Below are 20979 nucleotides of genomic sequence, written 5' to 3'. Positions count from 1 at the left end.
CCCGCCCGGCCAGGAGCACAGCATAGGCCGGGCGGGACAGGTACCGGCGGCAGTCGTGTCAGACCTTGTCCGGCCCCAGGTCCGGTACGTCGGTGAACCGGGCCCGCGCCGCCGGGGTGCCGTGCAGCTCCAGCACCACCAGGTCGTTGCTCCCCGGACGCAGCACCGGCGCGGGGACGTACAGCGTGTGCTGCGGGCCCCGGTTCCAGTAGCGGCCGAGGGCGAAGCCGTTGACCCACGCCTGCCCCTTGGTCCAGCCCGGCAGCGCGAGGAAGGTGTCGGCGGGCTCCGCCACCTCGAACGTGCCGTGGTGGTACGCCGGTACGGCGGCGGACGCGGACTCCGCCGGAGCGAACGCCGCCGCCTCCGGCACCCCCCGCGGCACCGCGTGGCAGTCCCAGCCGCGCAGTTCGGCGCCGTCGAGCGAGACGGGCCCGAGCAGCCCCTTGGGATCGCCGATGTGCGGCCCGTAGTTGACCCCGCCGAGGTTCTCCACCAGCACGTCCAGCCGCGCGCCGGGCCGCGGGACCCGCACCGCCAGCGTCTCGTCGCCGCGCTCGCGCTCCAGCACGCCCGCCGGGGCGCCGTCCACGAAGACCTGGGCGCGGTCGCCGACCCCGCCCGTGAAGCGCAGCAGACCGTCCCCGGCGGCGGGCAGCGCGGTCCGGTACAGGATCAGGCCGGCCGCCTGCCCGAGGGCGTGCGCCGGCAGCGGTTCGTCGTCGCGCACCCCGGCCGCCGCGCCCACCGCGTACGGCAGCAGCGGCGCCCGCCGGTCCAGCACGACCTCCGGCAGGGCCAGCTTGGGAGCGGGCGCCGGGACCGGCTCGTCCGGCACCGTGGTGTGCCGGGCGATGACCTCGCGGAACGCGTGGTACTTCGGCCCGGGGTCGCCCCACTCGGTGAGCGGCGCGTCGTAGTCGTAGGACGTGACGGTGGGGGCGTAGGCGTGGTGGTGGTTGGCGCCGTTGGTGAGGCCGAAGTTGGTGCCGCCGTGGAACATGTACAGGTTCACCGACGCCCCCGCCGACAGCAGCCGGTCGAGGTCGGCGGCGGCGTCGGCGGCGTCCCGCACGTGGTGCGGCCCGCCCCAGTGGTCGAACCAGCCGATCCAGAACTCGGCGCACATCAGCGGGCCCTGCTTCTGATGGGCGCGGAGCCTGCCCAGCGACTCCTCGATCCGGCTGCCGAAGGTGCCGGTGGCGAGGACGCCCGGCAGGGACCCGGCGGCCAGGTGCGCCGGATCGGCCTGGTCGCAGGTGAACAGCAGTTCCTCGACGCCGCGCGCCCGCAGCCCCTCCGCGAGGTGCTTGAGATAGGCGGTGTCGTCGCCGTACGCCCCGTACTCGTTCTCCACCTGGACGGCGATCACCGGGCCGCCCGACGCGGCGAGGTGCGGCAGGAGCGGCGGGAGCAGCAGATCGAGGTAGCGGTCGACGGCGCCGGTGAACCCGGGGTCGGCGCTGCGCGGCCGGATGTCGCGGTCCGCGGTGAGCCACGCGGGCAGCCCGCCGCCGTCCCACTCGGCGCAGATGTACGGGCCGGGCCGCAGCAGCACCCGCAGCCCCTCCTCGCCGGCCAGCCGCAGGAAGCGCGGCAGATCGAGGATGCCGTCCAGGTCGAGGGGGCCTTCCGGGTCCGGCTGGTGGAGGTTCCACGGGACGTACGTCTCCACCGTGTTGAGCCCCATCAGCCGGGCCTTGCGCAGCCGGTCGGCCCACTGCTCCGGGTGGACCCGGAAGTAGTGCAGTGCGCCGGAGACGATCCGGAACGGCGCACCGTCGAGCAGGAATCCGTCGGACGTCGTCGTCAGGGCGGGCATACGGGGGTTCCCCCTTCGGGACAGGTGTTACCGGTAACTTCTGTTACCGGTAACAGTGCAGCGCTCGGAGTGGTTCCGGGTCAACCCCCGGGCGCCGACGCGCGCTCCCGACCGGGATTGGCCTCCCGGCGGCCGGGTACGCGAGCCGGGACCGCGACTCCGCCGATCTCCTACGGGCCGGCGGACCGCACGACCGCCGCGACCAGGGAACTGCCATGGAGACACCTGCGAACGACACCCCCGCCACCCCCGCGCAGCGGGCACTGGACACCCTCGTCGAGAACACCGAGGACACCACGGCACTCGACACACTGGCCGGCAGCGAGGTGCTGGTGCCGGTACCGGACGACGCGGGCGAGGAGGACGCCGGTTCGGCGACGCTGGCCCTGCCGGTGCTGGAGCAGACGGGCGGCGGGCAGGTGGTCCCCGTCTTCACCTCGGAGCTGGAGATGGCCGACCTGCTGCCGTTCGTCTCCCGCTACCGTCTGGTGCCGCTCGGCGCGCTCGCCTCGCAGTGGCCGGCCGACGACCTGTCGCTGTCCATCGACGCGGGCTCGGAACACCGCCTCACGCTCACCTCGGACGGCGTCCGCACCCTGCTGGCCCGTTCCTGAGGGGCTGCGGCCGTACTGCTCAGCCGAGATCGCCGTCGCTGCCGTCGCTGCCGTCGCTGCCGTCGCCGAGCATGCGGGCCAGCACGGCCCGCTGCACCGGCAGCGTCTCGGCGTGCAGCGCCCGGCCCTTGCCGGTCGGCGCCACCCACACGCCGCGCCGGTCCTCCTGGCAGACGGACCGCTGCACCAGGCCGTCCTTCTCCAGCCGGGCGATCAGCCGGGACAGCGCGCTCTGACTGAGGTGGACCCGGCCCACCAGGTTCTGCACCCGGCAGTGGTCGACCTCCTCGCGCGGCGCGGAGACGAGCAGGTCGAGCACCTCGAAGTCGCTCGCGCCGAGGCCGTACGGGTGCAGTGCCCGGTCGATCTCACAGATCGTGCGCGCGTGCACGGAGAGGATGCCCCGCCAGCGCTCCTCAAGTCGCGCGTCGACCGTCTTCGCTGCCATGACGGCATCGTAGTACCGCCCGGTCAGGCGTTCACCGGGCGATGCCGCCGCCGTCCGGAACGGGGCGGCGAACGGTCCGCGCGCCCGCCGCACTCCCCGCGCGCCCCCTTCCGCACCCTCCAGCGCGCCCGTGCCCTCACCGGGCACAACCCGGAACGCGCATCGGCGGACAGCGGGCCCGCGGCTGCGGGAGAGTGGAAGCAGCCGGCCGAGCCGCCCCGAGCGGAGGGAGGGACACGATGCTGAGGCATCCCGTCGACGGCACCCGCCTGAACATCCTGGAGCGCCTGAAGGACCCGGCCGCGTGCTTCCCGCCGCCCCGTGGACCCGTCGACCCCGTGGCGCACGGCGTCGACGCGGACGCCGTGGCCGCCGGGCTCGGCGTCCCGCGCCGGGTCGCCGAGACCCATCTCGCCCTGCTCGCCGCCCTCGGCCTGCTCCGTACCAGCCAGGTCCGACGGCGGACGTACTACCGGCGCGACGAGGTACGGATCGCCGAGGTCGCCCGCATGTTCGAGAAGGGCTGGTAGCGGCAGGCGACGGCAGCGGCGCCGGTGCCGGCGGCACTGAGACCGGCGGCAGACCGGCGGCAACGGGACCGGCGGCAGACCGGCGGCAACGGGACCGGCGGCAGACCGGCGGCAACGGGACCGGCGGCAGACCGGCGGCAACGGGACCGGCGGCACCAAGGTCGGCGGCATCAAGGCCGGCAGCGGTCGCGCGGCCCCGCGTGCGTCGCCTCCCCGCGTTAGGGTGGCCGGAGGCCGCGCCCCGCCGCGCGGCGCGGCGGAGGGGCCCGCCGTACCCGAACCGCGGCACAGCCGCCGCCAACGGTCCCTGCTTGCGCACGAGGGCATCCGATGCCGGCGAGTAGGAGACGCACCGCCCCATGACGACCCCCGAGACCGAGGGCGCCGCCGCGCGTCCGGCCGCCCCGTCCCGCCCCGCCCGCGTGCTGCGCGGGCAGCTCCCCGCCGTCGCCGCCGTGGCGCTCGGCGGCGCCGCGGGAGCCTGTGCCCGGTACGCCGCCACCCTGTGGTGGCCGGGCGGGGAAGGCGCCTTCCCCTGGACCGTGTTCTGGGTCAACGCGGCCGGCTGCGCCGTGATCGGCGCGTTCCTGACCCTCACCGACGTGTGGCCCGTCCACCCCCTGCTGCGCCCCTTCTTCGGCACCGGGGTGCTCGGTGGCTTCACCACCTTCTCCACCTTCACCGTCGATGTCGCGCGGCTGGTCGACACCGGACACGTCCGCACCGCACTCCTCTACCTGGCCGCGACGCCGCTGCTGGCGCTCACCGCCGTCTGGCTCGCCGCCACGGCCACCCGCCGGCTGGTGCGGAACGGACGGCCCGCGTGAACTGGCTGCTCGTCGCCGTGGGCGCCATGGTGGGCGCCCCGCTGCGCTACCTCACCGACCGTGCCGTACGCGCCCGGTACGGCACGGCGTTCCCCTGGGGGACGTTCCTGGTCAACGTCGTCGGCTCCCTGGTGCTCGGCGTGCTCACCGGCGCGGCGGTCGCCGGGGCCGCGGGGTCCGGGCTCCGACTGCTCCTCGGCACCGGCCTGTGCGGGGCGCTGACCACGTACTCGACCTTCTCGTACGAGACCCTGGGCCTGGCGCGGACGGGCGCCGCCCGGTCCGCCCTCGGCTACGTGCTACTGAGCGTGGCGGCCGGACTCGGCGCGGCGTTCGCGGGACTGGCCCTGGGCGAGACGCTCTGGGGGTGAGGTTCCCTCCCTCGCACGAGGGCCTCCCTCATACGAGGGCCTCCTTCGCACGAGGGGGCCTCGTCTCACCGGGCGGCGCGCAGTGGCTCACCGACGTCGCGCATGTGGCGGAGCGCCTCCCGGTGCGAGGCGAGCAGCCCCGTCCGGTGGTAGGGGATGCCCAGTTCGGCGCAGTACCGCTCGGTGATGTGCTGGGCCCGCGCCAGGGCGGGTGTCGGCATGCTGGGGAAGAGGTGGTGCTCGATCTGGTAGTTGAGGCCGCCCATCAGCGCGTCGACGAACACCCCGCCCCGCACGTTGCGGGAGGTGAGGACCTGACGGCGCAGGAAGTCCAGCCGCGTGCCCTCCTCGATCATCGGCATGCCCTTGTGGTTGGGCGCGAAGACCGACCCGAGGTAGATCCCGAACAGCCCCTGGTGCACGGCGAGGAAGACGAGCGCCTTGCCGGGGGAGAGGACGGCGAACAGACCGCCGAAGTACAGGGCGAAGTGAACGACGAGCAGCGTCCCCTCCAGCAGCGGCCGCTTCAGCGCCGGGCTCCGCAGCGCCTTGAAGCTGTTGAAACTCAGATTGAGCCCTTCCAGCGTCAGCAGCGGAAAGAACAGCGCGGCCTGGTGACGGCCGATGAAACGCGGTATTCCCACGGCCCTGCTCGCCTGCCGGCGCGACCACACCAGGAGGTCCGGCGAGACGTCGGGATCCTTCTCCTCGTGATTCGGATTGGCGTGGTGGCGCGTGTGCTTGTTCATCCACCAGCCGTAACCCATGCCCAGCAGCAGATTCGCGGTCAGCAGACCACCGGCCTCGCTGGGCCGCCGCCGGGAGAAGACCTGACGGTGGGCGAGGTCGTGCGCGGCCAGTCCGAGCTGTCCGAACACCACGGCCAGGGCGACGGCGACGAACAACTGGCTCCAGCTGTCCCCGAGGACGAGGAAGGCCGCCACCGAGCCCGCGAGAGCGAGTCCCACCGCGCCGAAACGCACCGAGTAGTACAGCGGGCGGCGCCGCAGGAGCCCCGCCTCGGTGATACGCCGCGAGAGTTCGGAGAAATCGCTCCCCCTCTCCCTCCCCCTTTCCGGTCGGGACGTGTTTTCCGTGAGTATCGTCGGATTGGCCATGCGCTTCAGTATGTGAACATCCGACGGCGCGCAGAATGATGTTGGCACCCGGACCGGGAGGGGGCCCACCCCCCGCCAGGGGTGGGGCCGGCACCACCACGGCGCCGGAGCACACGGCGTCACACGCAGTCCCGTGGGTGACCCACTCGCTCCCCGGACGGTGAGTGGACCGCCCCTCGTTCCGACGGGGAACGTCCCACCGGCCCGTCCGTGGGGCGAGCGCGTCACTCACCCTTCGACGGGCGATCGGGTCACCCTTCGTCCGGACGCCGCGTGGATCACTCGTCCCAAGGACGGCGCACGACGCGTCGCAGCACCAGCGCGACGCCGCCCGCGCCGAGCCCGGCGGCGGCCGTCACCGCGCCGGTCGCCGCCCAGCCCGGTCCGTCCCCGGCCGACGACGCCGCGACGGGCTCGGCCGCCGGACCCGGCCGCGACCGCTCCCGCGGACCGTCCAGCGACCCCACCGGGTCGACCCGCCCGGCCGAGCCGAACCCCCAGTCCAGCAGCGAGCGGGCCTCCTCGTACACGGCGAAGGCGCCGCCCTCCTGAGGGTTCATCACCGTCACCACCAGGGTGCGCCCGTCGCGGCGGGCGGCGGCGACGAGCGTGTGCCCCGCGCCGCTGGTGTAGCCGTTCTTCACGCCGACCAGCCCCGGGTAGGCGCTGACACCGTCCGTCCCGGTCAGCAGCCGGTTGGTGTTCTCGATGGGGTACGCGCTGCCGCCGGCGCCGGGGAAGACGGCCGCCGCCCGCGCGCAGTACCGCGCGAAGTCGGGGTTGCGCAGCCCCGCCCGCCCGAAGACCGCGAGGTCGAAGGCGGACGACACCTGGCCCGGCGCGTCGTAGCCGTCGGGCGACCTGACGTGGGTGTCGCGGGCACCGAGGGAACGCGCCTTGTCCTGCATCCGGGCGGCGGCCTCGCGCCAGCCGCCGCTGAGCGCCGCGAGGACGTGGACGGCGTCGTTGCCGGAGTTGAGGAAGACGCCGTTCCACAGGTCGGCGACCCGGTAGGTGCGGCCCTCGGCGACACCGACCAGGCTGCTGCCCGGTCCGACGTCGGCCAGCTCCTCGGGGAGCACCTCGTGCCGGACGCCGCCCGGCAGCACGGGCAGCACGGTGAGGGCGAACAGCGTCTTCAGGGTGGAGGCGGGCGGCAGCGGGCGGTGCGCGTCGTGCGCGGCGAGCACCTGGCCGGTGCCGGCGTCCGCCACCACCCAGGACAGAGCGGAGACATCGGGGAGTTCCGGCGCCCCGGGGCGCGGGCGGACCTGGGTGCCGGAGCGGTACAGCAGGCCGGCCTGAGGAGCCACCGCCCGGGGTCCGGCGGCCGGACCGGGATCCGGCGGCCTGGCGCGGACCGCCGCCGCGGCGGGCGCGAGGGCCAGGAGACCCATCGTGCACAGCGCACAACCGGACAGAACCAGCCGGGTAGAGAATCCGATAGTCATACCGCAAACCTAGGAACGTGCCCGTCCGGCGCCACGCTGCGCGGGCCGACTGGTGGACGCGTGCACCCGAATGCCGCATGCGACAGCGCCGGCGACGCGGGACGTGTATGGGCGTCGAGGCGGCCGTCAGCCGGTCGGCAGGGTCGGCTGGACGCGGCGCAGGAACGTGGCGTTGTCCGGCGTCTCGCGCATCCGCGCCAGCAGCGTCTCCAGACCGGAGTGTCCGTCCCGGCCGCTCCGCAGCGCCCGCCGCAGCCCGGTGACGGCCGCCGACTCGGCCGGGGTGAGCAGCAGTTCCTCGCGCCGGGTGCCGGAGCCGTCGATGTCCACGGCCGGGAAGAGCCGGCGCGAGGCGGGTTCGCGGCCGAGCCGCAGCTCCATGTTGCCGGTGCTCTTCAGCTCCTCGAAGAAGAAGTTGTCGGCCCGGGAACCGGTCTCCACCAGCGCGGTGGCCAGGATCGTGAGCGACCCGCCCTCCTCGGCCTGCCGGGCCGCGCCGAAGAACCGCTTGGGTCCGAGCAGCGCACCGGCGTCGACACCGCCGCTGAGGGTGCGTCCGCCCGCGCCTGCGGCGTTGTTGTGCGCCCGGCACAGCCGGGTGAGGGAGTCCAGCAGGATGACGACGTCCTCACCGGCCTCGACGAGCCGCTTGGCCCGCTCGATCACCAGCTCGGCCAGGGCGATGTGCTGCTTGGGCGTCCGGTCGAAGGTCGAGGCGTAGACCTCGCCGCGCACGGAGCGCCGCATGTCGGTGACCTCCTCGGGGCGCTCGTCGAGCAGCAGGATTATCAGCCGGCACTCGGGGTGGTTGCCCGTCACGGCGGCGGCGAGCTGCTGGAGCAGGACGGTCTTGCCCGTCTTCGGCGGGGCGACGAGCAGGCCGCGCTGGCCCTTGCCGACCGGGGCGAGCAGATCGACGACGCGCCCGGCGAGGCCCGACGCGGGGTGTTCGAGGCGCAGCCGCCGGTGCGGGTGGAGCGGCGTCAGCTCGGCGAAGCGCCGCCGCGCGTCCCGCCGGTCGCCGGGGGCGCGGCCGTTGACCCGCACCACGTCGGTGAGGGTGCGCCGGTCCCCGCGTACGCCCTCGACCAGGTCGCCCTTGCGCAGGCCGTGGCGGCGCAGAAGTGCGGGGGAGAGCTGGAGGTCGGCGGGGGTGGGGAGCAGGTCGGCGGCGAGCAGACGGCCCTTGCCGCCCGCGCTCTCGATGTCGAGGACACCGGTGACGGTCTCGGCCGGAGCCTGCTGTACGGGAGGGTGTTCGAGTGTGGTGGTCATGAGAGGGGTCCTTTCACGGACGGCAGGCGACGAGGCGTGCGCGGGGAACAGCACCTCGGCGACGGCGGTCACGACAACGGGCGACCCGCTCGCGTACGAGGTGGTGTGGGAAAGCCGCTGTACCGACCGGACGAGGACGGGACGGGTGATGCGGCGAACCGAGAGGAGAACTGGCACCGGCGCCCGACAGAAGAGGGGGCGTGCACGTGTGCTTCTTGCACGGTACCACCAGGAGCGGTGTCACGCCAGACACACCGATGCGCGATGATCGAGGGCACGACGTCGGACGAGGGAGCAGCATGGTGATGAACGGTGACGAGTCGGTACTCGACGATCCGGTGGGTACGTCGCTCAGCGGCCGGCACGCACACCTCGCGCGGCGCGTGGGCCGGGCCGTCGGCTACCTCCCGGACGTGGCGACCTTCTGCTCCGTGTCCGCCGAGCCGGACGACGCGGACTGGGCGGACCTGGCCGCGCTGCTCGGTCCGGGCGCCTTCGCCGACATGTTCAGCTCCCCGGCCGTTCCCCCGCCGGGCTGGGAGCCGGCCTTCACCCTGGAAGGCCGGCAGCTGATATGGCCCGGCGACGGTCCGCCCGGCCTCCCGGGGGCCGAGCCCGACACCGGTCTGGTCGAACTGGGCCGGGACGACGTCCCCGAGATGCTCGAACTCGTCGCCCGGACCCGGCCGGGCCCGTTCTGGCCCCGCACCCGTGAACTCGGCACCTACCTGGGCGTCCGGGTCGACGGCGCCCTGGTGGCGATGGCGGGCGAACGGCTGCGGCCGCCGGGCTGGACGGAGATCAGCGCGGTCTGCACCGCCCCCGAGGCGCGCGGCCGGGGTCACGCCGCCCGCCTGGTCGGCGCGCTCACCACCCGCGTCGTGGCGCGCGGCGAGCGTCCCTTCCTGCACGTGGCCGAGGCGAACGCGGCCGCCCTCGCGCTGTACGAACGCCTCGGCTACAAGACCCGCAAGCAGGTGACCTTCCGGGGGTTCACCACCCCCTGACGGCCGAGCGGCACGGGGTGGGCACGGAGCGCGCCGCCCGCCACTAGGCTGACCCGATGTCCCGCCCCGGTGCCCCCACCCTGCGCGAACTCGCCGTCCAGGCGCTGTCGTCGGTCGAGCACGGCTACGACCTGCTCGCCCCGAAGTTCGACCACACCCCGTACCGCACACCGCGCGCCGTACTCGACGCCGTCGCCTCCGCGCTGACGCCCCTGGGTCCCTTCGAATCCGGGCTCGACCTGTGCTGCGGCACCGGCGCGGGCGTGGACGTCCTCGCCCGGGTCTGCCGGAAGAGCGTCACGGGGGTCGACTTCAGCGCGGGCATGCTCGACGTGGCGCGGCGCTGCGCCCGGCCCGCGGGGCCCGCGGTGTCCTGGGTCCGCGCCGACGCCCGCGCCCTCCCGTTCGCCCCGGCCTTCGACCTGGTGGTGAGTTTCGGGGCGTTCGGGCACTTCCTGCCACGCGAACTGCCCGGCCTCTTCGCCCAGGCGTACTCCGTACTGCGTCCGGGCGGCCGCTTCGTCTTCCCGGTCGCCGCGCCGCCGCGCCCCGGGTCCCGGGGGTACTGGGCGCTGCTCGGCTTCGACGCGGCGATGCGGGTGCGCAACGCCGTGTGGCGGCCGCCCTTCGTCATGTACTACCGCACGTTCCGGCTCGGGGACGTGCGACGGGAGCTGGTCCGGGCCGGCTTCGAGGTCGGGCTGTGTCCCCTGCCGGAGTTCGGGCGGCGGCCCGACGGCAGCCCGCGCGTCCGGCTGGTGACGGCCCGCCGGCCATGAACCGCCACCGCCACCGCCGGAGCCGGAGCCGTAGCCGGAGCCGGAGCCGGATCCGTAGCCGTCAGAGGCGGCCGCTGAGCCAGCGCACCCTGGCGGCCTGCTGGTAGGGACCGCCGCCTTCGTGGTCGTTGAACTCGTACACCTCGATGTCCTTGTCTCCGTGCGACCAGGCGTTGAACGCCGCGAAGACCGTCGACGGCGGGCAGGTCGCGTCCTCCAGCGCCGCCGAGAACAGCGCGGGCGCCCGGCCGCGCGCCGCGAAGTGCACTCCGTCGAAGTACGACAGCGTCCGCTGGACGTCCTGGACACGGCCCCGGTGCGTCTTCAGGTACGAACCGATCTCCCGGTAGGGCTGCCGGTCGGTGATGGTGGTGGAGCGCGGGAAGTCGCACAGGAACGGCACGTCGGGCGCGACCGCCGTCAGGTCCGGCACCAGGCCGCCGGCGGCGAGGGCGATGCCGCCGCCCTGGCTCGCGCCGAGGACGACCGTACGCGCCGCGTCGGTCAGCGGGTGCGAACGGGCCGCCTCGACCGCGCGCACCGCGTCCGTGAACACCCGGCGGTAGTAGTAGTTCTCCGGCGCGTCGATACCCCGCGTCATGAACCCCGGATAGGCGGGCGCGCCGCCGACCGGGTCGGCCGTGCCGCCCCCGCCGCCCCAGCCGCTGCCCTGGCCGCGCGTGTCCATCACGAAGTGCGCCCGCCCGGTGGAGGCCCACAACAGGTGCTCGTACGGCAGTCCGCGCCCGCCGCCGTAGCCGATGTACTCGACGATCAGCGGCAGCGGCGCGTCGGTGCCGGCGTCGGCGGGCAGGATCAGCCAGCCCTTGACCGGGTGTCCGCCGAACCCGGCGAACGTCACGTCGTACGTCCGGACCGTGGTCAGTCCCGTGTCGACCGGCTCGAAGCGGGCGTCCAGGTCGTGCTCGCGCGCCTCCTCCAGCGTCTTCGTCCAGAACGCGTCGAAGTCCTCCGGCTCGGGTGACGAGCTGCGGTACTCGCGGAGTTCGTCGAGCGGAAGGTCGAACAGGGCCATCGAGAACCGCCTTCGCGTGAGGGGCAGGGCAGGGCCGTGCAGGTGATCACACCGTACGCGAATGGTCGGAGGTCTTGCCAGATCCGCCCCGCTCGGGCGATGAGGTTCGGCATCTCGGATGTCCGGCACCTCGGATGTCTCGCACCGAGGATCTCTCGGTGCCTTGGGTGGCGAGACGGTCGGCGGCGGCGGGCGTCAGGCGCTGCGCTGCGTCCACAGCGGCTCGGTGCGCGCCCAGGCGGCGTCCCACTCCGCCATCCGGTGCCGCAGCGCGACCCGGCGGACGGCGCAGTGCGCCAGCAGGAGGAGGGCCGCCGTGCCGGCGGTGGCGCACGCGCCCATGGTGACCGAGTGCCGCCACACCATGGAGCCGTCGGCCGGCGCCGGCACGCTCCGGTTCCGCGCGTCGAGCCACACGTCGACGGTGTCGCCGTGCCGGGTCCGCGCGGGAAGGCGGGCCGTCGTCGTCCGCGGCGGCCCGCCCGGTTCGGTCCAGCGCACCGTCGCCCGGTAGGAGTGCTCCCCGCCGGTCTGCACCGACGGCAGGGACCCGGGCGTCGTGCCGATCACCTCGGCGCGGACGGGGCGGCGTTCGGCCTGCTGCCGCTCCGCGATCGACCGCGCCTGGCCGTGCGCCCACCAGGCCGCGGCGGTCCCCAACGCGGGCGCCCCCACGAACAGCAGGACGGCCAGTACCAGTACCGTCCACGCCTCGACCACGTCCGACCGGCGTCGCAGCGGGTTCTCCCGCCGGCACCGGCCGAGCACCCGGGTTCGCATCTCGTCCTCCTCGCCGTCGCCGAGGCCGGCGCCGAAGGCGCCGCTCGGACCGTCACCGGGCCGGAGAACCCGCGGACCGCGCCCGCCGGACCCTCCGCATCGCGGCACGCGCGCGTGCCCCACCGGTTCCGGTACCCCGTCCGGCGAAACCCGTTCCCGACGACACGGGACCCGGCGAGAATGGGCCTGTTCCCGGCCCCGGCTCAGCCGAAGCGTTCCACCCGGATGCGTTCGACGGGCTGGCCCGCGGCCACCAGCAGTCGCGACGCGTGCTCGGCGAACGCGTTGGAACCGCACACATAGGCTTCCCAGCCGCCCGCCGGGCGGTCGGCCAGCAGCGGTGCCAGATGCGCGGCGGCCAGTCGCCCCACCGGCTCCCCGTCCGGCGCGCTCCGCGTGAACACCCGCGTCGTCTCGGCCCCGTACTCCTCCGCGTAGAGCAGGTCCTCGGGGCTGCGCGCGGACACCACCAGCCGCAGCGGCACCGACAGGTTCCGCGCCCGGCGGTGGCGGACCATCGACATCAGCGGTACGACACCGGAACCGGCCCCCAGCAGCAGCGCCGGCCGGTCGCCGGGCCAGGCGAAGAACCCGCTCAGCGGCCCCCGCACCTCGACCCGGTCACCGGGCCGGGCCACCGTGTGGAACCAGCCGGAGACCTCGCCGTCCGCGACCCGGTCCAGGGTCAGTTCGAGGTGGCCCGAGCCGTCCGGCGCGGACGCCAGCGAGTAGTGGCGCTGGGCGACGTACCCGTCCTCCGCGGTGAGCCGCAGCAGCAGGTGCTGGCCGGGCAGGTGACCGGCCCAGCCGGGCACCGCGAACCGGAACGTGCTCGCGCGCGGCGTCTCCCGCCGGATCTCCGTGAGCACGGCGGTCTGCCAGCACGCCGCCACCTGCTCGTCCACCCCGATCCGCCCCGGCACGGCGAAGCGGCTCGGCGGTACGAAGCGCACCGTCGCCCCGGACACGGAAGCCGACGTCTCAGTCACCGGAGTACCTCTGTTCCTCCCAGGGGTTGCCGCGCGGGTGGTAGCCGTTGCCCTCCCAGAAGCCCGGCTCCTCGTGGTCCAGCAGCTGCACCCCCGCGATCCACTTGACGCTCTTCCAGAAGTACAGGTGCGGCACCACGAGCCGGGCGGGGCCGCCGTGTTCGGGACTGAGCGGCCGGCCCTCGCAGGAGCGGACGAGCCAGGCGCGGCCGCCGGTGAGGTCCGCGAGCGGGATGCTCGCCGTGTAGCCGGTGTGCGCGTACGCCACCGCGTGGGTGGCGGACGGCAGCGGTCCCGCCGCCCGCAGGAAGACGTCCAGCGACACGCCCTCGAACCGCATGCCGAACTTCGACCAGCCCGTCACGCAGTGGATGTCGCCCTCGTACGCCGACCCGGGCAGCGCCCATGCCCCTTCCCAGTCCCAGGCGCGCTCCTCGGCCACCAGTCCGCCGACGCGGAAGGACCAGTCGGCGGGTGCCAGATCGGGGGTGACCTCGGCGGACAGGACGGGCCAGTCGTCGCGCGCGTCGTACTGGCCGGGCGGCAGCCCCGGCCGGACGGCGCGGGAGCGCCCGGTGAAACCTCGGGTGACGGTCATGCTGTGGTGCCTCATCGTGATCGTGCGTTGTGGCGTTATCGTGCGTTGTAGCGTTCCAGGTACGTGGCGAACCGTACGAGATCCTCCTCCGGCCAGTCCGCGAGCCGCTCCCGGAACGCGGCTCGGCGGCTCACGGTGACCTGTGCCAGGATGCGCCGCCCCGCGTCGGTCAGGTGCAGGACCTGCACCCGGGCGTCGTCCGGGTCGGGACGCCGCTCGACCAGGCCGGTCCGCTCCAGGGCGGTCACCTGGCGGCTGACGGTGGACTTGTCCAGCGCGTAGTGCGCGGCCAGGTCGGTGGCCCGGCAGCCGTCCTGCTCCTCCAGGTGCGCGAGCAGGGTGTAGGACACCAGCGACAGTTCCGGGTGCATGCGGCCCGCCGAGGCGCGGGCGCGGCGGGCGAAGGCCGTCAGCTCACGGTGGATGATCTCCTCGGCCTCACTCACCCCGAGAGCCTCACTCGCCGCGAGAGCCTCGTTCATAACGAGCGCCTCGCCCGTCTCGGGGGCGGCGGCCGTCTCCTCGGGCCCGTCCGGTGCTGTCACGGCGCCTCCTTCACATACTTGGTTGCATCATACAACTTGATCTCGCGGGGGCGGTGCCACGTCCGGCCGCTGGGGTAGTGTGGCCGTCGGCCGCGGACCGTCCCCGGCCGTCGCGACCGAGGAGGTGGGACCCATCACCGCTGTGTCGGCACAGGCGCTCTCAGTCCCCGGCGGCCGGACCCTCCCCGGCAAGTGACCGCGAGAGTGCCCTTCGGTTCTCGAAAGGCTCTCGTCCTTCATGTTCCCACCGTCTTCCGTCTCCCCTTCCCCCTGCCCGCCCCGCCGTGACCGGGTCGTGGCCGCGCTGCGCGCCGCGGGCTGCGTGTTCGCCGAGGACGAGGCGGAGCTGATCCTCTCCGCCGCCCGCACCCCCGACGAGGTGAGCGCCCTGGTGGACCTCCGGGCCGGCGGCCTCCCCCTGGAACTCGTCGTCGGCTGGGCGGAGTTCCGCGGGCTGCGGATAGCCGTGGAACCCGGTGTCTTCGTCCCCCGGCGCCGTACCGAGTTCCTCGTCGACCGGGCGCTGGCCCAGGCGCCGGACGCGGCCGTCGTCGTCGACCTGTGCTGCGGCTCGGGCGCGGTCGGTGCGGCGCTGGCCGCCGCTCTCGACGGCCCCGAACTGCACGCCGCCGACGTCGACCCGGCCGCGGTGCGCTGTGCCCGCCGCAACCTCGCCGCGGTCGGCGGCCGGGTGCACACGGGTGACCTGTTCGACGCGCTGCCCGGCTCGTTGCGCGGACGCGTCGACCTGCTCACGGCCAATGTGCCCTACGTACCCACCGGTGAGGTCCCCCTGCTGCCCGCCGAGGCCCGCGACCACGAGCCGCAGCACGCCCTCGACGGCGGCGCGGACGGGCTCGACCTGCTGCGCCGGGTCGCCGCCGAGGCCCGCGACTGGCTCGCCCCCGGCGGCTGCGTCCTGACGGAGACGAGCGAACGGCAGGCTCCGGCGGCCCTGGACGCGTTCACCCGCGGCGGCCTGCGGGCCCGCCTCGCGGCGTCGCGGGAACTGCGCGCGTACGTGATAGCCGGCGTACGGCCCTGAGCGCCACCGGGCTCCCCGGTACCGGGGTCCACCCTCCCGCCACCCCCACGTCACCAGATTGGTCTGTACATGACCCGCTGGACCGGCCACACTGTTGCGCCGAGCGCCTCCGCTCGTCGCCACTCACTCCCCCCACCGAGGAGCCCGCCCATGCCCCTTGATGCCCGGCAACGTTGTCACGCCCTCCTCTCCGGTCTCGCCGCCCTCTCCCTCGCGGCGGTTCTCGCCGCGGCCCCGCCCGCCTCGGCCGCGTCCGCCGCCGACACCTGGACGGAGGTCGGCTCCGACCGGGCCGACCCGCTGACCGAGAGCCAGGGACTGGCCTCCGTGGAGGTCCCGGCCGGCAGCCCCAACCGCTACACGGGCATCGGCACCATCCCCGTCGGCCTCGCCACCCGCGGCTGGAACCACGTCGGCGACCCGGACGCCTCCTATGACGGCTACTACGTCGAGCCGTACCAGCGCGACGACGACAGCGTGAAGATGTACCGCACGCAGGCGCCCGACGGCACGTGGAAGGAGTATGTGCACGCGCTGAGCCCGGGTGAGGCGCTGAACAACTCCTGGGTGGCGATATCACCGGACGGGCAGTGGATGCTGTCGGGCGAGTGGGGCACCATGGACCGCTTCCTGGTCTTCCCGACCCCCGGCGTCAACCCCGCCACGTCCCCCACCGCCGACCTCCCGCAGGTCGCCACCGTGCGGCTGGACCGCCCGGTCCGCGACGTCCAGGGCTGCGACTTCGTCTCCGCCACGCGGCTGCTCTGCTCCTCCGACGACCCGGCGGGCGCCCTCTTCGGCATGACGAAGCCGCTCCTCCAGGTCGACCTGTCCGCCGCGCCGAACGGCACGGCGGACGTCACCGGCACGGTCACCGCGCTGCGGCAACTCCCGCTGCGCAGCGGCTGTTCCGGCGAGTTCGAGGCGGAGGGGATCGACTACGACCGCCGTACCGGCACCCTGCGCGTGATCGTCGTGTCCCCGGGCTTCTGCGTGCTCACGGACAGCAAGACCTACCGCTTCACCCGCGGCTGAGCGCGGCCCGGCCCGGGGGCGCCCGGCGCGCGGTCGTGCTCCGCCCGGGGTGGTGCTTACCTGGGAGAGGGGTGCGGTTCCGCGGAGCGCCCGCGGGCCGTGTCCACGGCCCGAGAGGAGCGATCACCATGGAACGAGCGGTGACCACGACCACCACGACGACCACGAGCGGGACCACCACCGCGGAAGGTGAGCGGCGGCACCCCGAGTCCGTCTCGGTGGAGCTGAGCGGGTGCAGCAAGGAGGACGCCCGGATCGTCTTCGAGGCGCTGTGCGCCTGCTACACCTCCGACCGGTGCCGGGACGACGTACCGCGGGAGTACCACGAGGTGCGCCCGACCGTCTGGCTCGGCACCTTCGACGTCGCCGACGCCCCGCGGGCCGAGTGCTGTCCGATACACCTCGGCGCCTCCGTGGACGCCGACGTGCAGGGCGGCTACTGGGCGATCGACCGGTTCCGCACCACCCTGGACTCCCTCTTCACCGTGCGGGACCTGAGCGGCGCCTCCGGGGACCAGGAGCAGGAACTGCACATCCGGCTGGAGAACCGCTGACGGCCGGGTCCGCCGTGCGCGCCGCCCCCCTTTTGCAACTAGTTGCAAAAGGGGGCGGGTGTCCTCTACAACAGAGGCACCACACCGCGCCCGGAGGCCCCGATGAGCCGCTATCCCCACCTGCTGAGCCCGCTGGACCTCGGCTTCCTCACCCTGCCCAACCGGGTCCTCATGGGCTCCATGCACGTGGGCCTGGAGGAGGCCGAGGGCGGCTTCGAGCGGATGGCCGCGTTCTACGCCGCCCGCGCCCGTGGGGGAGTGGGCCTGATCGTGACCGGCGGTATCGCCCCCAACGAGGAGGGCCGGCCCTACGAGGGCGGCGCCAAGCTCACCACCGAGGCGGAGGCCGAGCGGCACCGCGTCGTCACCGACGCCGTGCACCGCGAGGGCGGCCGCATCGCCCTGCAGATCCTGCACTTCGGGCGCTACGCCTACCACCCGGACCTGGTCGCGCCGAGCCCGCTCCAGGCGCCGATCAGCCCCCACGTCCCGCGCGAGCTGACCGACGCGGAGGTCGAGCGGACCGTCGAGGACTACGTCCGCACCGCCCGCCTGGCCCGCGCCGCCGGCTACGACGGCGTCGAGATCATGGGCTCCGAGGGCTACCTGATCAACGAGTTCACCGCGGCCCGCACCAACCACCGCACCGACCGCTGGGGCGGCTCCCACGAGAACCGGACGCGCTTCCCCGTGGAGATCGTCCGCCGGGTGCGCGAGGCGGTCGGCGTGGAGTTCGTCATCGTCTACCGCCTCTCCATGCTCGACCTGGTCCCCGGCGGCTCCACCCTCGACGAGGTGATCACCCTGGCCAGGGCCGTCGAGGCCGCCGGAGCGACGATCATCAACACCGGCATCGGCTGGCACGAGGCCCGCGTCCCCACCATCGCCACCTCCGTGCCGCGCGGCGCCTACACCTGGGTGACGAAGCGGCTGATGGGCGAGGTGTCCGTGCCGCTCGTCACCACCAACCGCATCAACACCCCGGAACTGGCCGAGCGGCTGCTCGCCGAGGGCACCGCCGACCTGGTCTCGATGGCCCGCCCGATGCTCGCCGACCCCGACTTCGTCGCCAAGGCGGCGGCCGGCCGGCCCGAGGCGATCAACACCTGCATCGGCTGCAACCAGGCCTGCCTCGACCACACCTTCAGCGGGAAGATCACCTCCTGCCTGGTCAACCCGCGCGCCTGCCACGAGACGGAACTGGTCCTCACCCCCACCCGGCTGCGCAAGCGCGTCGCCGTCGTCGGCGCCGGACCCGCCGGTCTGGCCTGCGCTGTGAATGCCGCCGAACGCGGCCACCGGGTCACCCTGTTCGACGCCGCCGACGAGATCGGCGGCCAGCTGAACGTCGCCCGGCGGGTCCCCGGCAAGCAGGAGTTCGACGAGACGCTGCGCCACTTCCGCACCCGCCTCGCCGACCTCGGCGTCGACGTACGCCTCGGCACCCGCGTCACCGCCGCCGACCTCGACGGCGACGCCGGCCACGACGAGACCGTCGTCGCCACCGGGGTCGTACCCCGCGTCCCCGACATCCCCGGCGTCGGCCACCCGAGCGTCGTCGGCTACCTGGACGTCCTCACCGGCGGAGCCCCCGTCGGCGCGCGCGTCGCCGTGCTCGGCGCGGGCGGTATCGGCTTCGACGTGGCGGCGTACCTGACCGACGACGGCTCCCGGGCGCACGAGGACCCCGCGACGTACTTCCGCCGCTGGGGCGTGGACATGGAGTACGCGGCGCCCGGCGGTCTCGCCGTACCCGAGCGCCCCGCCCCGCCGCGCACCGTCCACCTGCTCCAGCGCAGGACCACCAAGGTGGGCGCGGGCCTCGGGAAGACCACCGGCTGGATCCACCGCGCCGAGCTGAAGCACCGCGGCGTCACCATGATCCCCGGCGCCCGCTACGACCGGATCGACGACGCCGGACTCCACGTCACCGTCGGCGGCGAGAGCACCGTCCTGCCGGTCGACACCGTCGTCCTGTGCACCGGCCAGGAACCCCGGCGCGGCCTCTACGACGACCTGGTCGCCGCCGGCCGCCGCGCGCACCTGATCGGCGGCGCCGACGTGGCCGCCGAACTCGACGCCAAGCGCGCGATCCTCCAGGGCACCGAGCTGGCGGCGACGCTGTAGGGCGGGCCGGGAGGCGCCCCGGCCGTCCCTAGGATGAGCCCATGTCACTCCCGCACGCGATCCTCACCGCCCTGCTGGAAAAGCCGTCGTCGGGACTGGAGCTGACCCGCCGGTTCGACCGGTCGATCGGCTACTTCTGGTCGGCGACGCACCAGCAGATCTACCGCGAGCTGAGCAGGCTGGAGGACGGCGGACTGATCCGGGCCCTGCCCGCGGCGCAGCCGGCCCGCGGCCAGAAGAAGGCGTACGAGGTGCTCCCCGCGGGCCGCGCCGAACTGGCCCGCTGGACCGCCGCCGCCCAGGACCCCAAGCCGCTGCGGGACGCGATGCTGCTGCGGCTGCGGGCCGCGGCCGTGGTCGGCACCGAGGGCATCGAGCCGGACCTGCGCCGCCATCTGGAGCTGCACGAGGCGCAGTTGGCCGAGTACCGGGAGATCGAGGAGCGCGACTTCCCGCCCGGCCGGGACGGCGCCGAGGACCGGCTGCGCCACCTGGTGCTGCGGGCCGGCATCGACCTGGAGACCTTCTGGACCGGGTGGCTGCGCTCCGCCCTGGCCGACCTCCCCGACGTGCCGGAACGCTGAGCCTCCCCCGACGGTCGCGGCCGGCGGTCAGAACCGGTACGGCTTGGAGCGGCGGCGCAGGAACCAGGCCGTCGCGATGACACCGGAGCCGACCAGGGCGCCGCCCGCGACCAGCGTGGCCGTGCCGTAGTCCTTCACCGCGCCGCCGACGCCGCCCATGACACCCCGGGACGGCGCGGTCGTCGCGGAGATCGTCGACCTGCTGGACGGCGAGGGGGAGGCGGTCCGCGAGACGATGACGGTCTGGCTGCCCGCGGTGCTGTTGTTGGAGCACATGACGATGACCGTGTAGGTCCCGGCGCCGACGTTCGACCACGCCGCCGACTGGCTCGCGCTCGTGCCGGACAGCGCCACCTGGCGGCCCTGGGCGAAGTTCGACTGGCCGCTGTTGAGCAGGGAGGCCGTGCCCCAGCTGCCGTTGAGCTGGGCGCAGGCGCTCGTGGTCACGGAGACGGTGGTCCCGGACGTGCTCACGGAGATCCCGGTAGCCGCGTGGGCCGGGGCGGCGCTCAGGGCGAGGGGCAGCGCGGCGGCTGCCACGGACAAGCCGGAGCGGAGGAGGGGCGGGGAGATGCGCATGTGGACTGCCCTTTCGACAGCGCGGGCCGACGGCACACCCCTTGCGTCGCCTCATCAGGAAAGGCACGTGCCGTCCCAGGCAGCCAACAGGGCGACGGCCCGCCCCGCACGCGGGACGCATCCGCCCAGGTGACACACCCGTACGCGGGACGCATCCGCCAGGTGACACACCCGTACGCGGGACGCACTCGCCCGGGTGGCACCCCCCCCGTACCACCGGGACGCATCCGCCCACGTGGCACCCTCGTACCCCGAAACGCGGGTGCCCTCAGCGTTCGCCGGTCGTCACCGTCCGCTCCTCGGACCAGCCGCCCCAGGTGCCGTCGGGCAGCTTGGCCCGCACCCGGACGCGGTGCGTGACACCGGCCCGGCGGCCCGCGTAGAAGCTGTACTCCGCCCGGCCGCGCGGGGCGTCACCGCCGTAGACGAGCGAGGTGGCGGGCTGTCCGTCGAGCCGGATGCCGTACTCGGTGATCACCCCGTCCGTGACGGGCGGGACCCAGCTGAGGTCGATGTGGTACGCCCCGTCGGCGCGGTGGCTGCCCGCCCGCAGGCCGGTGGGTGCCGTGGCTCGCCCGTCGTCGCTGCCGGGGGTCGTGACGCGGACGGCGGCACCGGCGGGGGAGACGTTGCCCGCCGCGTCCCGGGCCCGGACCGTGAACGCGTACCGGTGGCCGGGCCGCAGCCCCGTCACCACGGCCGCCGTCTGGTCCCCGCCCACGCTGTGGATCTCCGTGCCGCCCTGGTGGATCTCGTACGAGGTGACGTCCGCGCCGTCCGCCGGCGCCGACCAGGAGAGCTGCGCCGCCCGGCCGCCGGCGGCCCGGCCCCGTACGCCGGACGGCCGTCCGGGCGGGGTGCGGTC

General features: G+C 74.3%; 23 protein-coding genes. 11 read left to right on the top strand and 12 right to left on the bottom strand.

Going from position 1 to position 20979, the window contains the following annotated elements:
* Positions 1-58 precede the first annotated feature (58 nt).
* Positions 59-1822, bottom strand: a complete 1764-nt coding sequence (locus tag UW392_RS37020; protein WP_320779607.1) for a beta-galactosidase family protein — start codon at positions 1820-1822, stop codon at positions 59-61.
* A gap of 215 nt (positions 1823-2037) precedes the next feature.
* On the opposite strand from UW392_RS37020, the gene UW392_RS37015 reads away from it, so the two are divergent.
* Positions 2038-2436: an SseB family protein gene (locus tag UW392_RS37015; RefSeq protein ID WP_320779606.1), complete on the top strand. Its 399-nt coding sequence runs from the start codon at positions 2038-2040 to the stop codon at positions 2434-2436.
* A gap of 19 nt (positions 2437-2455) precedes the next feature.
* On the opposite strand, the gene UW392_RS37010 is transcribed toward UW392_RS37015, so the two are convergent.
* Positions 2456-2884 (bottom strand): MarR family transcriptional regulator, encoded by a 429-nt coding sequence (locus UW392_RS37010; protein WP_320779605.1) that lies wholly within the window; start codon positions 2882-2884, stop codon positions 2456-2458.
* A 239-nt stretch (positions 2885-3123) separates the two neighbouring features.
* On the opposite strand from UW392_RS37010, the gene UW392_RS37005 reads away from it, so the two are divergent.
* The 3 genes from UW392_RS37005 to crcB (UW392_RS36995) all read left to right on the top strand — a co-directional run bounded on the left by UW392_RS37005 (position 3124) and on the right by crcB (UW392_RS36995) (position 4612).
* The gene (locus tag UW392_RS37005) at positions 3124-3414 is read left to right on the top strand and encodes an ArsR family transcriptional regulator (RefSeq protein WP_320779604.1); all 291 of its coding nucleotides are present in this window, start codon (positions 3124-3126) and stop codon (positions 3412-3414) included.
* Positions 3415-3773: 359 nt separating this feature from the next.
* A complete protein-coding gene (gene crcB / locus UW392_RS37000) occupies positions 3774-4241 on the top strand; it encodes a fluoride efflux transporter CrcB (protein WP_320779603.1) in 468 nt (155 codons plus the stop codon).
* Positions 4238-4612, top strand: coding sequence for a fluoride efflux transporter CrcB (gene crcB, locus UW392_RS36995; RefSeq protein ID WP_320779602.1), 375 nt, complete (start codon positions 4238-4240; stop codon positions 4610-4612). The genes crcB (UW392_RS37000) and crcB (UW392_RS36995) overlap by 4 nt, the downstream gene beginning before the upstream one ends.
* A 65-nt stretch (positions 4613-4677) precedes the next feature.
* On the opposite strand, the gene UW392_RS36990 is transcribed toward crcB (UW392_RS36995), so the two are convergent.
* The 3 genes from UW392_RS36990 to rho form a co-directional block, all read right to left on the bottom strand.
* Entirely contained in the window at positions 4678-5730 is a 1053-nt protein-coding gene (locus tag UW392_RS36990) for an acyl-CoA desaturase (protein ID WP_320779601.1), read from the bottom strand.
* Positions 5731-6008: 278 nt separating this feature from the next.
* Positions 6009-7181, bottom strand: a complete 1173-nt coding sequence (locus UW392_RS36985; RefSeq protein WP_320779600.1) for a D-alanyl-D-alanine carboxypeptidase family protein — start codon at positions 7179-7181, stop codon at positions 6009-6011.
* A gap of 126 nt (positions 7182-7307) precedes the next feature.
* On the bottom strand, positions 7308-8456 hold the full coding sequence (gene rho, locus UW392_RS36980; RefSeq protein ID WP_320779599.1) for a transcription termination factor Rho: 1149 nt from the start codon (positions 8454-8456) through the stop codon (positions 7308-7310).
* Between the two features lie 305 nt (positions 8457-8761).
* On the opposite strand from rho, the gene UW392_RS36975 reads away from it, so the two are divergent.
* Both UW392_RS36975 and UW392_RS36970 read left to right on the top strand, forming a co-directional pair.
* Complete coding sequence (locus UW392_RS36975) at positions 8762-9463, top strand: GNAT family N-acetyltransferase (RefSeq protein ID WP_320779625.1); 702 nt, start codon at positions 8762-8764, stop codon at positions 9461-9463.
* Between the two features lie 56 nt (positions 9464-9519).
* Positions 9520-10242, top strand: a complete 723-nt coding sequence (locus tag UW392_RS36970; RefSeq protein WP_320779598.1) for a class I SAM-dependent methyltransferase — start codon at positions 9520-9522, stop codon at positions 10240-10242.
* A 61-nt stretch (positions 10243-10303) separates the two neighbouring features.
* On the opposite strand, the gene UW392_RS36965 is transcribed toward UW392_RS36970, so the two are convergent.
* From UW392_RS36965 to UW392_RS36945, 5 genes are all read right to left on the bottom strand, one after another.
* Positions 10304-11278: an acetylxylan esterase gene (locus tag UW392_RS36965; protein WP_320779597.1), complete on the bottom strand. Its 975-nt coding sequence runs from the start codon at positions 11276-11278 to the stop codon at positions 10304-10306.
* A 195-nt stretch (positions 11279-11473) separates the two neighbouring features.
* Complete coding sequence (locus UW392_RS36960) at positions 11474-12058, bottom strand: hypothetical protein (protein WP_320779596.1); 585 nt, start codon at positions 12056-12058, stop codon at positions 11474-11476.
* A 203-nt stretch (positions 12059-12261) separates the two neighbouring features.
* Positions 12262-12981, bottom strand: coding sequence for a ferredoxin reductase (locus UW392_RS36955; protein WP_320779624.1), 720 nt, complete (start codon positions 12979-12981; stop codon positions 12262-12264).
* A gap of 58 nt (positions 12982-13039) precedes the next feature.
* Positions 13040-13645: a sulfite oxidase-like oxidoreductase gene (locus UW392_RS36950; protein WP_320779595.1), complete on the bottom strand. Its 606-nt coding sequence runs from the start codon at positions 13643-13645 to the stop codon at positions 13040-13042.
* Positions 13646-13680: 35 nt separating this feature from the next.
* The gene (locus UW392_RS36945) at positions 13681-14127 is read right to left on the bottom strand and encodes a MarR family winged helix-turn-helix transcriptional regulator (protein ID WP_320779623.1); all 447 of its coding nucleotides are present in this window, start codon (positions 14125-14127) and stop codon (positions 13681-13683) included.
* A 301-nt stretch (positions 14128-14428) separates the two neighbouring features.
* Here UW392_RS36945 and UW392_RS36940 point away from each other — a divergent pair, with 301 nt between their 5' ends.
* From UW392_RS36940 to UW392_RS36920, 5 genes are all read left to right on the top strand, one after another.
* Positions 14429-15235, top strand: a complete 807-nt coding sequence (locus UW392_RS36940) for a putative protein N(5)-glutamine methyltransferase (protein WP_320779594.1) — start codon at positions 14429-14431, stop codon at positions 15233-15235.
* 150 nt (positions 15236-15385) lie between these two features.
* Positions 15386-16270, top strand: a complete 885-nt coding sequence (locus UW392_RS36935) for a hypothetical protein (protein WP_320779593.1) — start codon at positions 15386-15388, stop codon at positions 16268-16270.
* A 128-nt stretch (positions 16271-16398) separates the two neighbouring features.
* Entirely contained in the window at positions 16399-16824 is a 426-nt protein-coding gene (locus UW392_RS36930; RefSeq protein ID WP_320779592.1) for a hypothetical protein, read from the top strand.
* Between the two features lie 102 nt (positions 16825-16926).
* Complete coding sequence (locus UW392_RS36925; RefSeq protein ID WP_320779591.1) at positions 16927-18951, top strand: NADPH-dependent 2,4-dienoyl-CoA reductase; 2025 nt, start codon at positions 16927-16929, stop codon at positions 18949-18951.
* A 41-nt stretch (positions 18952-18992) separates the two neighbouring features.
* Positions 18993-19535: a PadR family transcriptional regulator gene (locus UW392_RS36920; protein WP_320779590.1), complete on the top strand. Its 543-nt coding sequence runs from the start codon at positions 18993-18995 to the stop codon at positions 19533-19535.
* A 27-nt stretch (positions 19536-19562) separates the two neighbouring features.
* Here the strand turns inward: UW392_RS36920 and UW392_RS36915 are convergent, their stop codons facing one another.
* Both UW392_RS36915 and UW392_RS36910 read right to left on the bottom strand, forming a co-directional pair.
* On the bottom strand, positions 19563-20114 hold the full coding sequence (locus tag UW392_RS36915; protein ID WP_320779589.1) for a hypothetical protein: 552 nt from the start codon (positions 20112-20114) through the stop codon (positions 19563-19565).
* 268 nt (positions 20115-20382) lie between these two features.
* Positions 20383-20979, bottom strand: a 597-nt coding sequence (locus UW392_RS36910; RefSeq protein ID WP_320779588.1) for a fibronectin type III domain-containing protein, incomplete at its 5' end; no start/stop codon positions are given.

Source organism: Streptomyces sp. CRN 30, assembly GCF_034105845.1.
The sequence above is the reverse complement of the archived record's forward strand: the minus strand, read 5'-3'. Positions and strand labels throughout refer to the sequence as shown.

Bases quoted from the DNA above. Each gene is read 5' to 3' on its own strand.
- UW392_RS36950 (WP_320779595.1), bottom strand. From the start codon at position 13,645: ATGACCGTCACCCGAGGTTTCACCGGGCGCTCCCGCGCCGTCCGGCCG.
- UW392_RS36945 (WP_320779623.1), bottom strand. From the start codon at position 14,127: ATGAACGAGGCTCTCGCGGCGAGTGAGGCTCTCGGGGTGAGTGAGGCC.
- UW392_RS36920 (WP_320779590.1), top strand. From the start codon at position 18,993: ATGTCACTCCCGCACGCGATCCTCACCGCCCTGCTGGAAAAGCCGTCG.
- UW392_RS36925 (WP_320779591.1), top strand. From the start codon at position 16,927: ATGAGCCGCTATCCCCACCTGCTGAGCCCGCTGGACCTCGGCTTCCTC.
- UW392_RS37010 (WP_320779605.1), bottom strand. From the start codon at position 2,884: ATGGCAGCGAAGACGGTCGACGCGCGACTTGAGGAGCGCTGGCGGGGC.
- UW392_RS36960 (WP_320779596.1), bottom strand. From the start codon at position 12,058: ATGCGAACCCGGGTGCTCGGCCGGTGCCGGCGGGAGAACCCGCTGCGA.
- UW392_RS36935 (WP_320779593.1), top strand. From the start codon at position 15,386: ATGCCCCTTGATGCCCGGCAACGTTGTCACGCCCTCCTCTCCGGTCTC.
- UW392_RS36930 (WP_320779592.1), top strand. From the start codon at position 16,399: ATGGAACGAGCGGTGACCACGACCACCACGACGACCACGAGCGGGACC.
- rho (WP_320779599.1), bottom strand. From the start codon at position 8,456: ATGACCACCACACTCGAACACCCTCCCGTACAGCAGGCTCCGGCCGAG.
- UW392_RS36940 (WP_320779594.1), top strand. From the start codon at position 14,429: ATGTTCCCACCGTCTTCCGTCTCCCCTTCCCCCTGCCCGCCCCGCCGT.
- UW392_RS37005 (WP_320779604.1), top strand. From the start codon at position 3,124: ATGCTGAGGCATCCCGTCGACGGCACCCGCCTGAACATCCTGGAGCGC.
- UW392_RS36965 (WP_320779597.1), bottom strand. From the start codon at position 11,278: ATGGCCCTGTTCGACCTTCCGCTCGACGAACTCCGCGAGTACCGCAGC.
- UW392_RS36990 (WP_320779601.1), bottom strand. From the start codon at position 5,730: ATGGCCAATCCGACGATACTCACGGAAAACACGTCCCGACCGGAAAGG.
- UW392_RS37020 (WP_320779607.1), bottom strand. From the start codon at position 1,822: ATGCCCGCCCTGACGACGACGTCCGACGGATTCCTGCTCGACGGTGCG.
- UW392_RS36975 (WP_320779625.1), top strand. From the start codon at position 8,762: ATGAACGGTGACGAGTCGGTACTCGACGATCCGGTGGGTACGTCGCTC.
- UW392_RS36915 (WP_320779589.1), bottom strand. From the start codon at position 20,114: ATGCGCATCTCCCCGCCCCTCCTCCGCTCCGGCTTGTCCGTGGCAGCC.
- UW392_RS37015 (WP_320779606.1), top strand. From the start codon at position 2,038: ATGGAGACACCTGCGAACGACACCCCCGCCACCCCCGCGCAGCGGGCA.
- crcB (WP_320779603.1), top strand. From the start codon at position 3,774: ATGACGACCCCCGAGACCGAGGGCGCCGCCGCGCGTCCGGCCGCCCCG.
- UW392_RS36985 (WP_320779600.1), bottom strand. From the start codon at position 7,181: ATGACTATCGGATTCTCTACCCGGCTGGTTCTGTCCGGTTGTGCGCTG.
- UW392_RS36970 (WP_320779598.1), top strand. From the start codon at position 9,520: ATGTCCCGCCCCGGTGCCCCCACCCTGCGCGAACTCGCCGTCCAGGCG.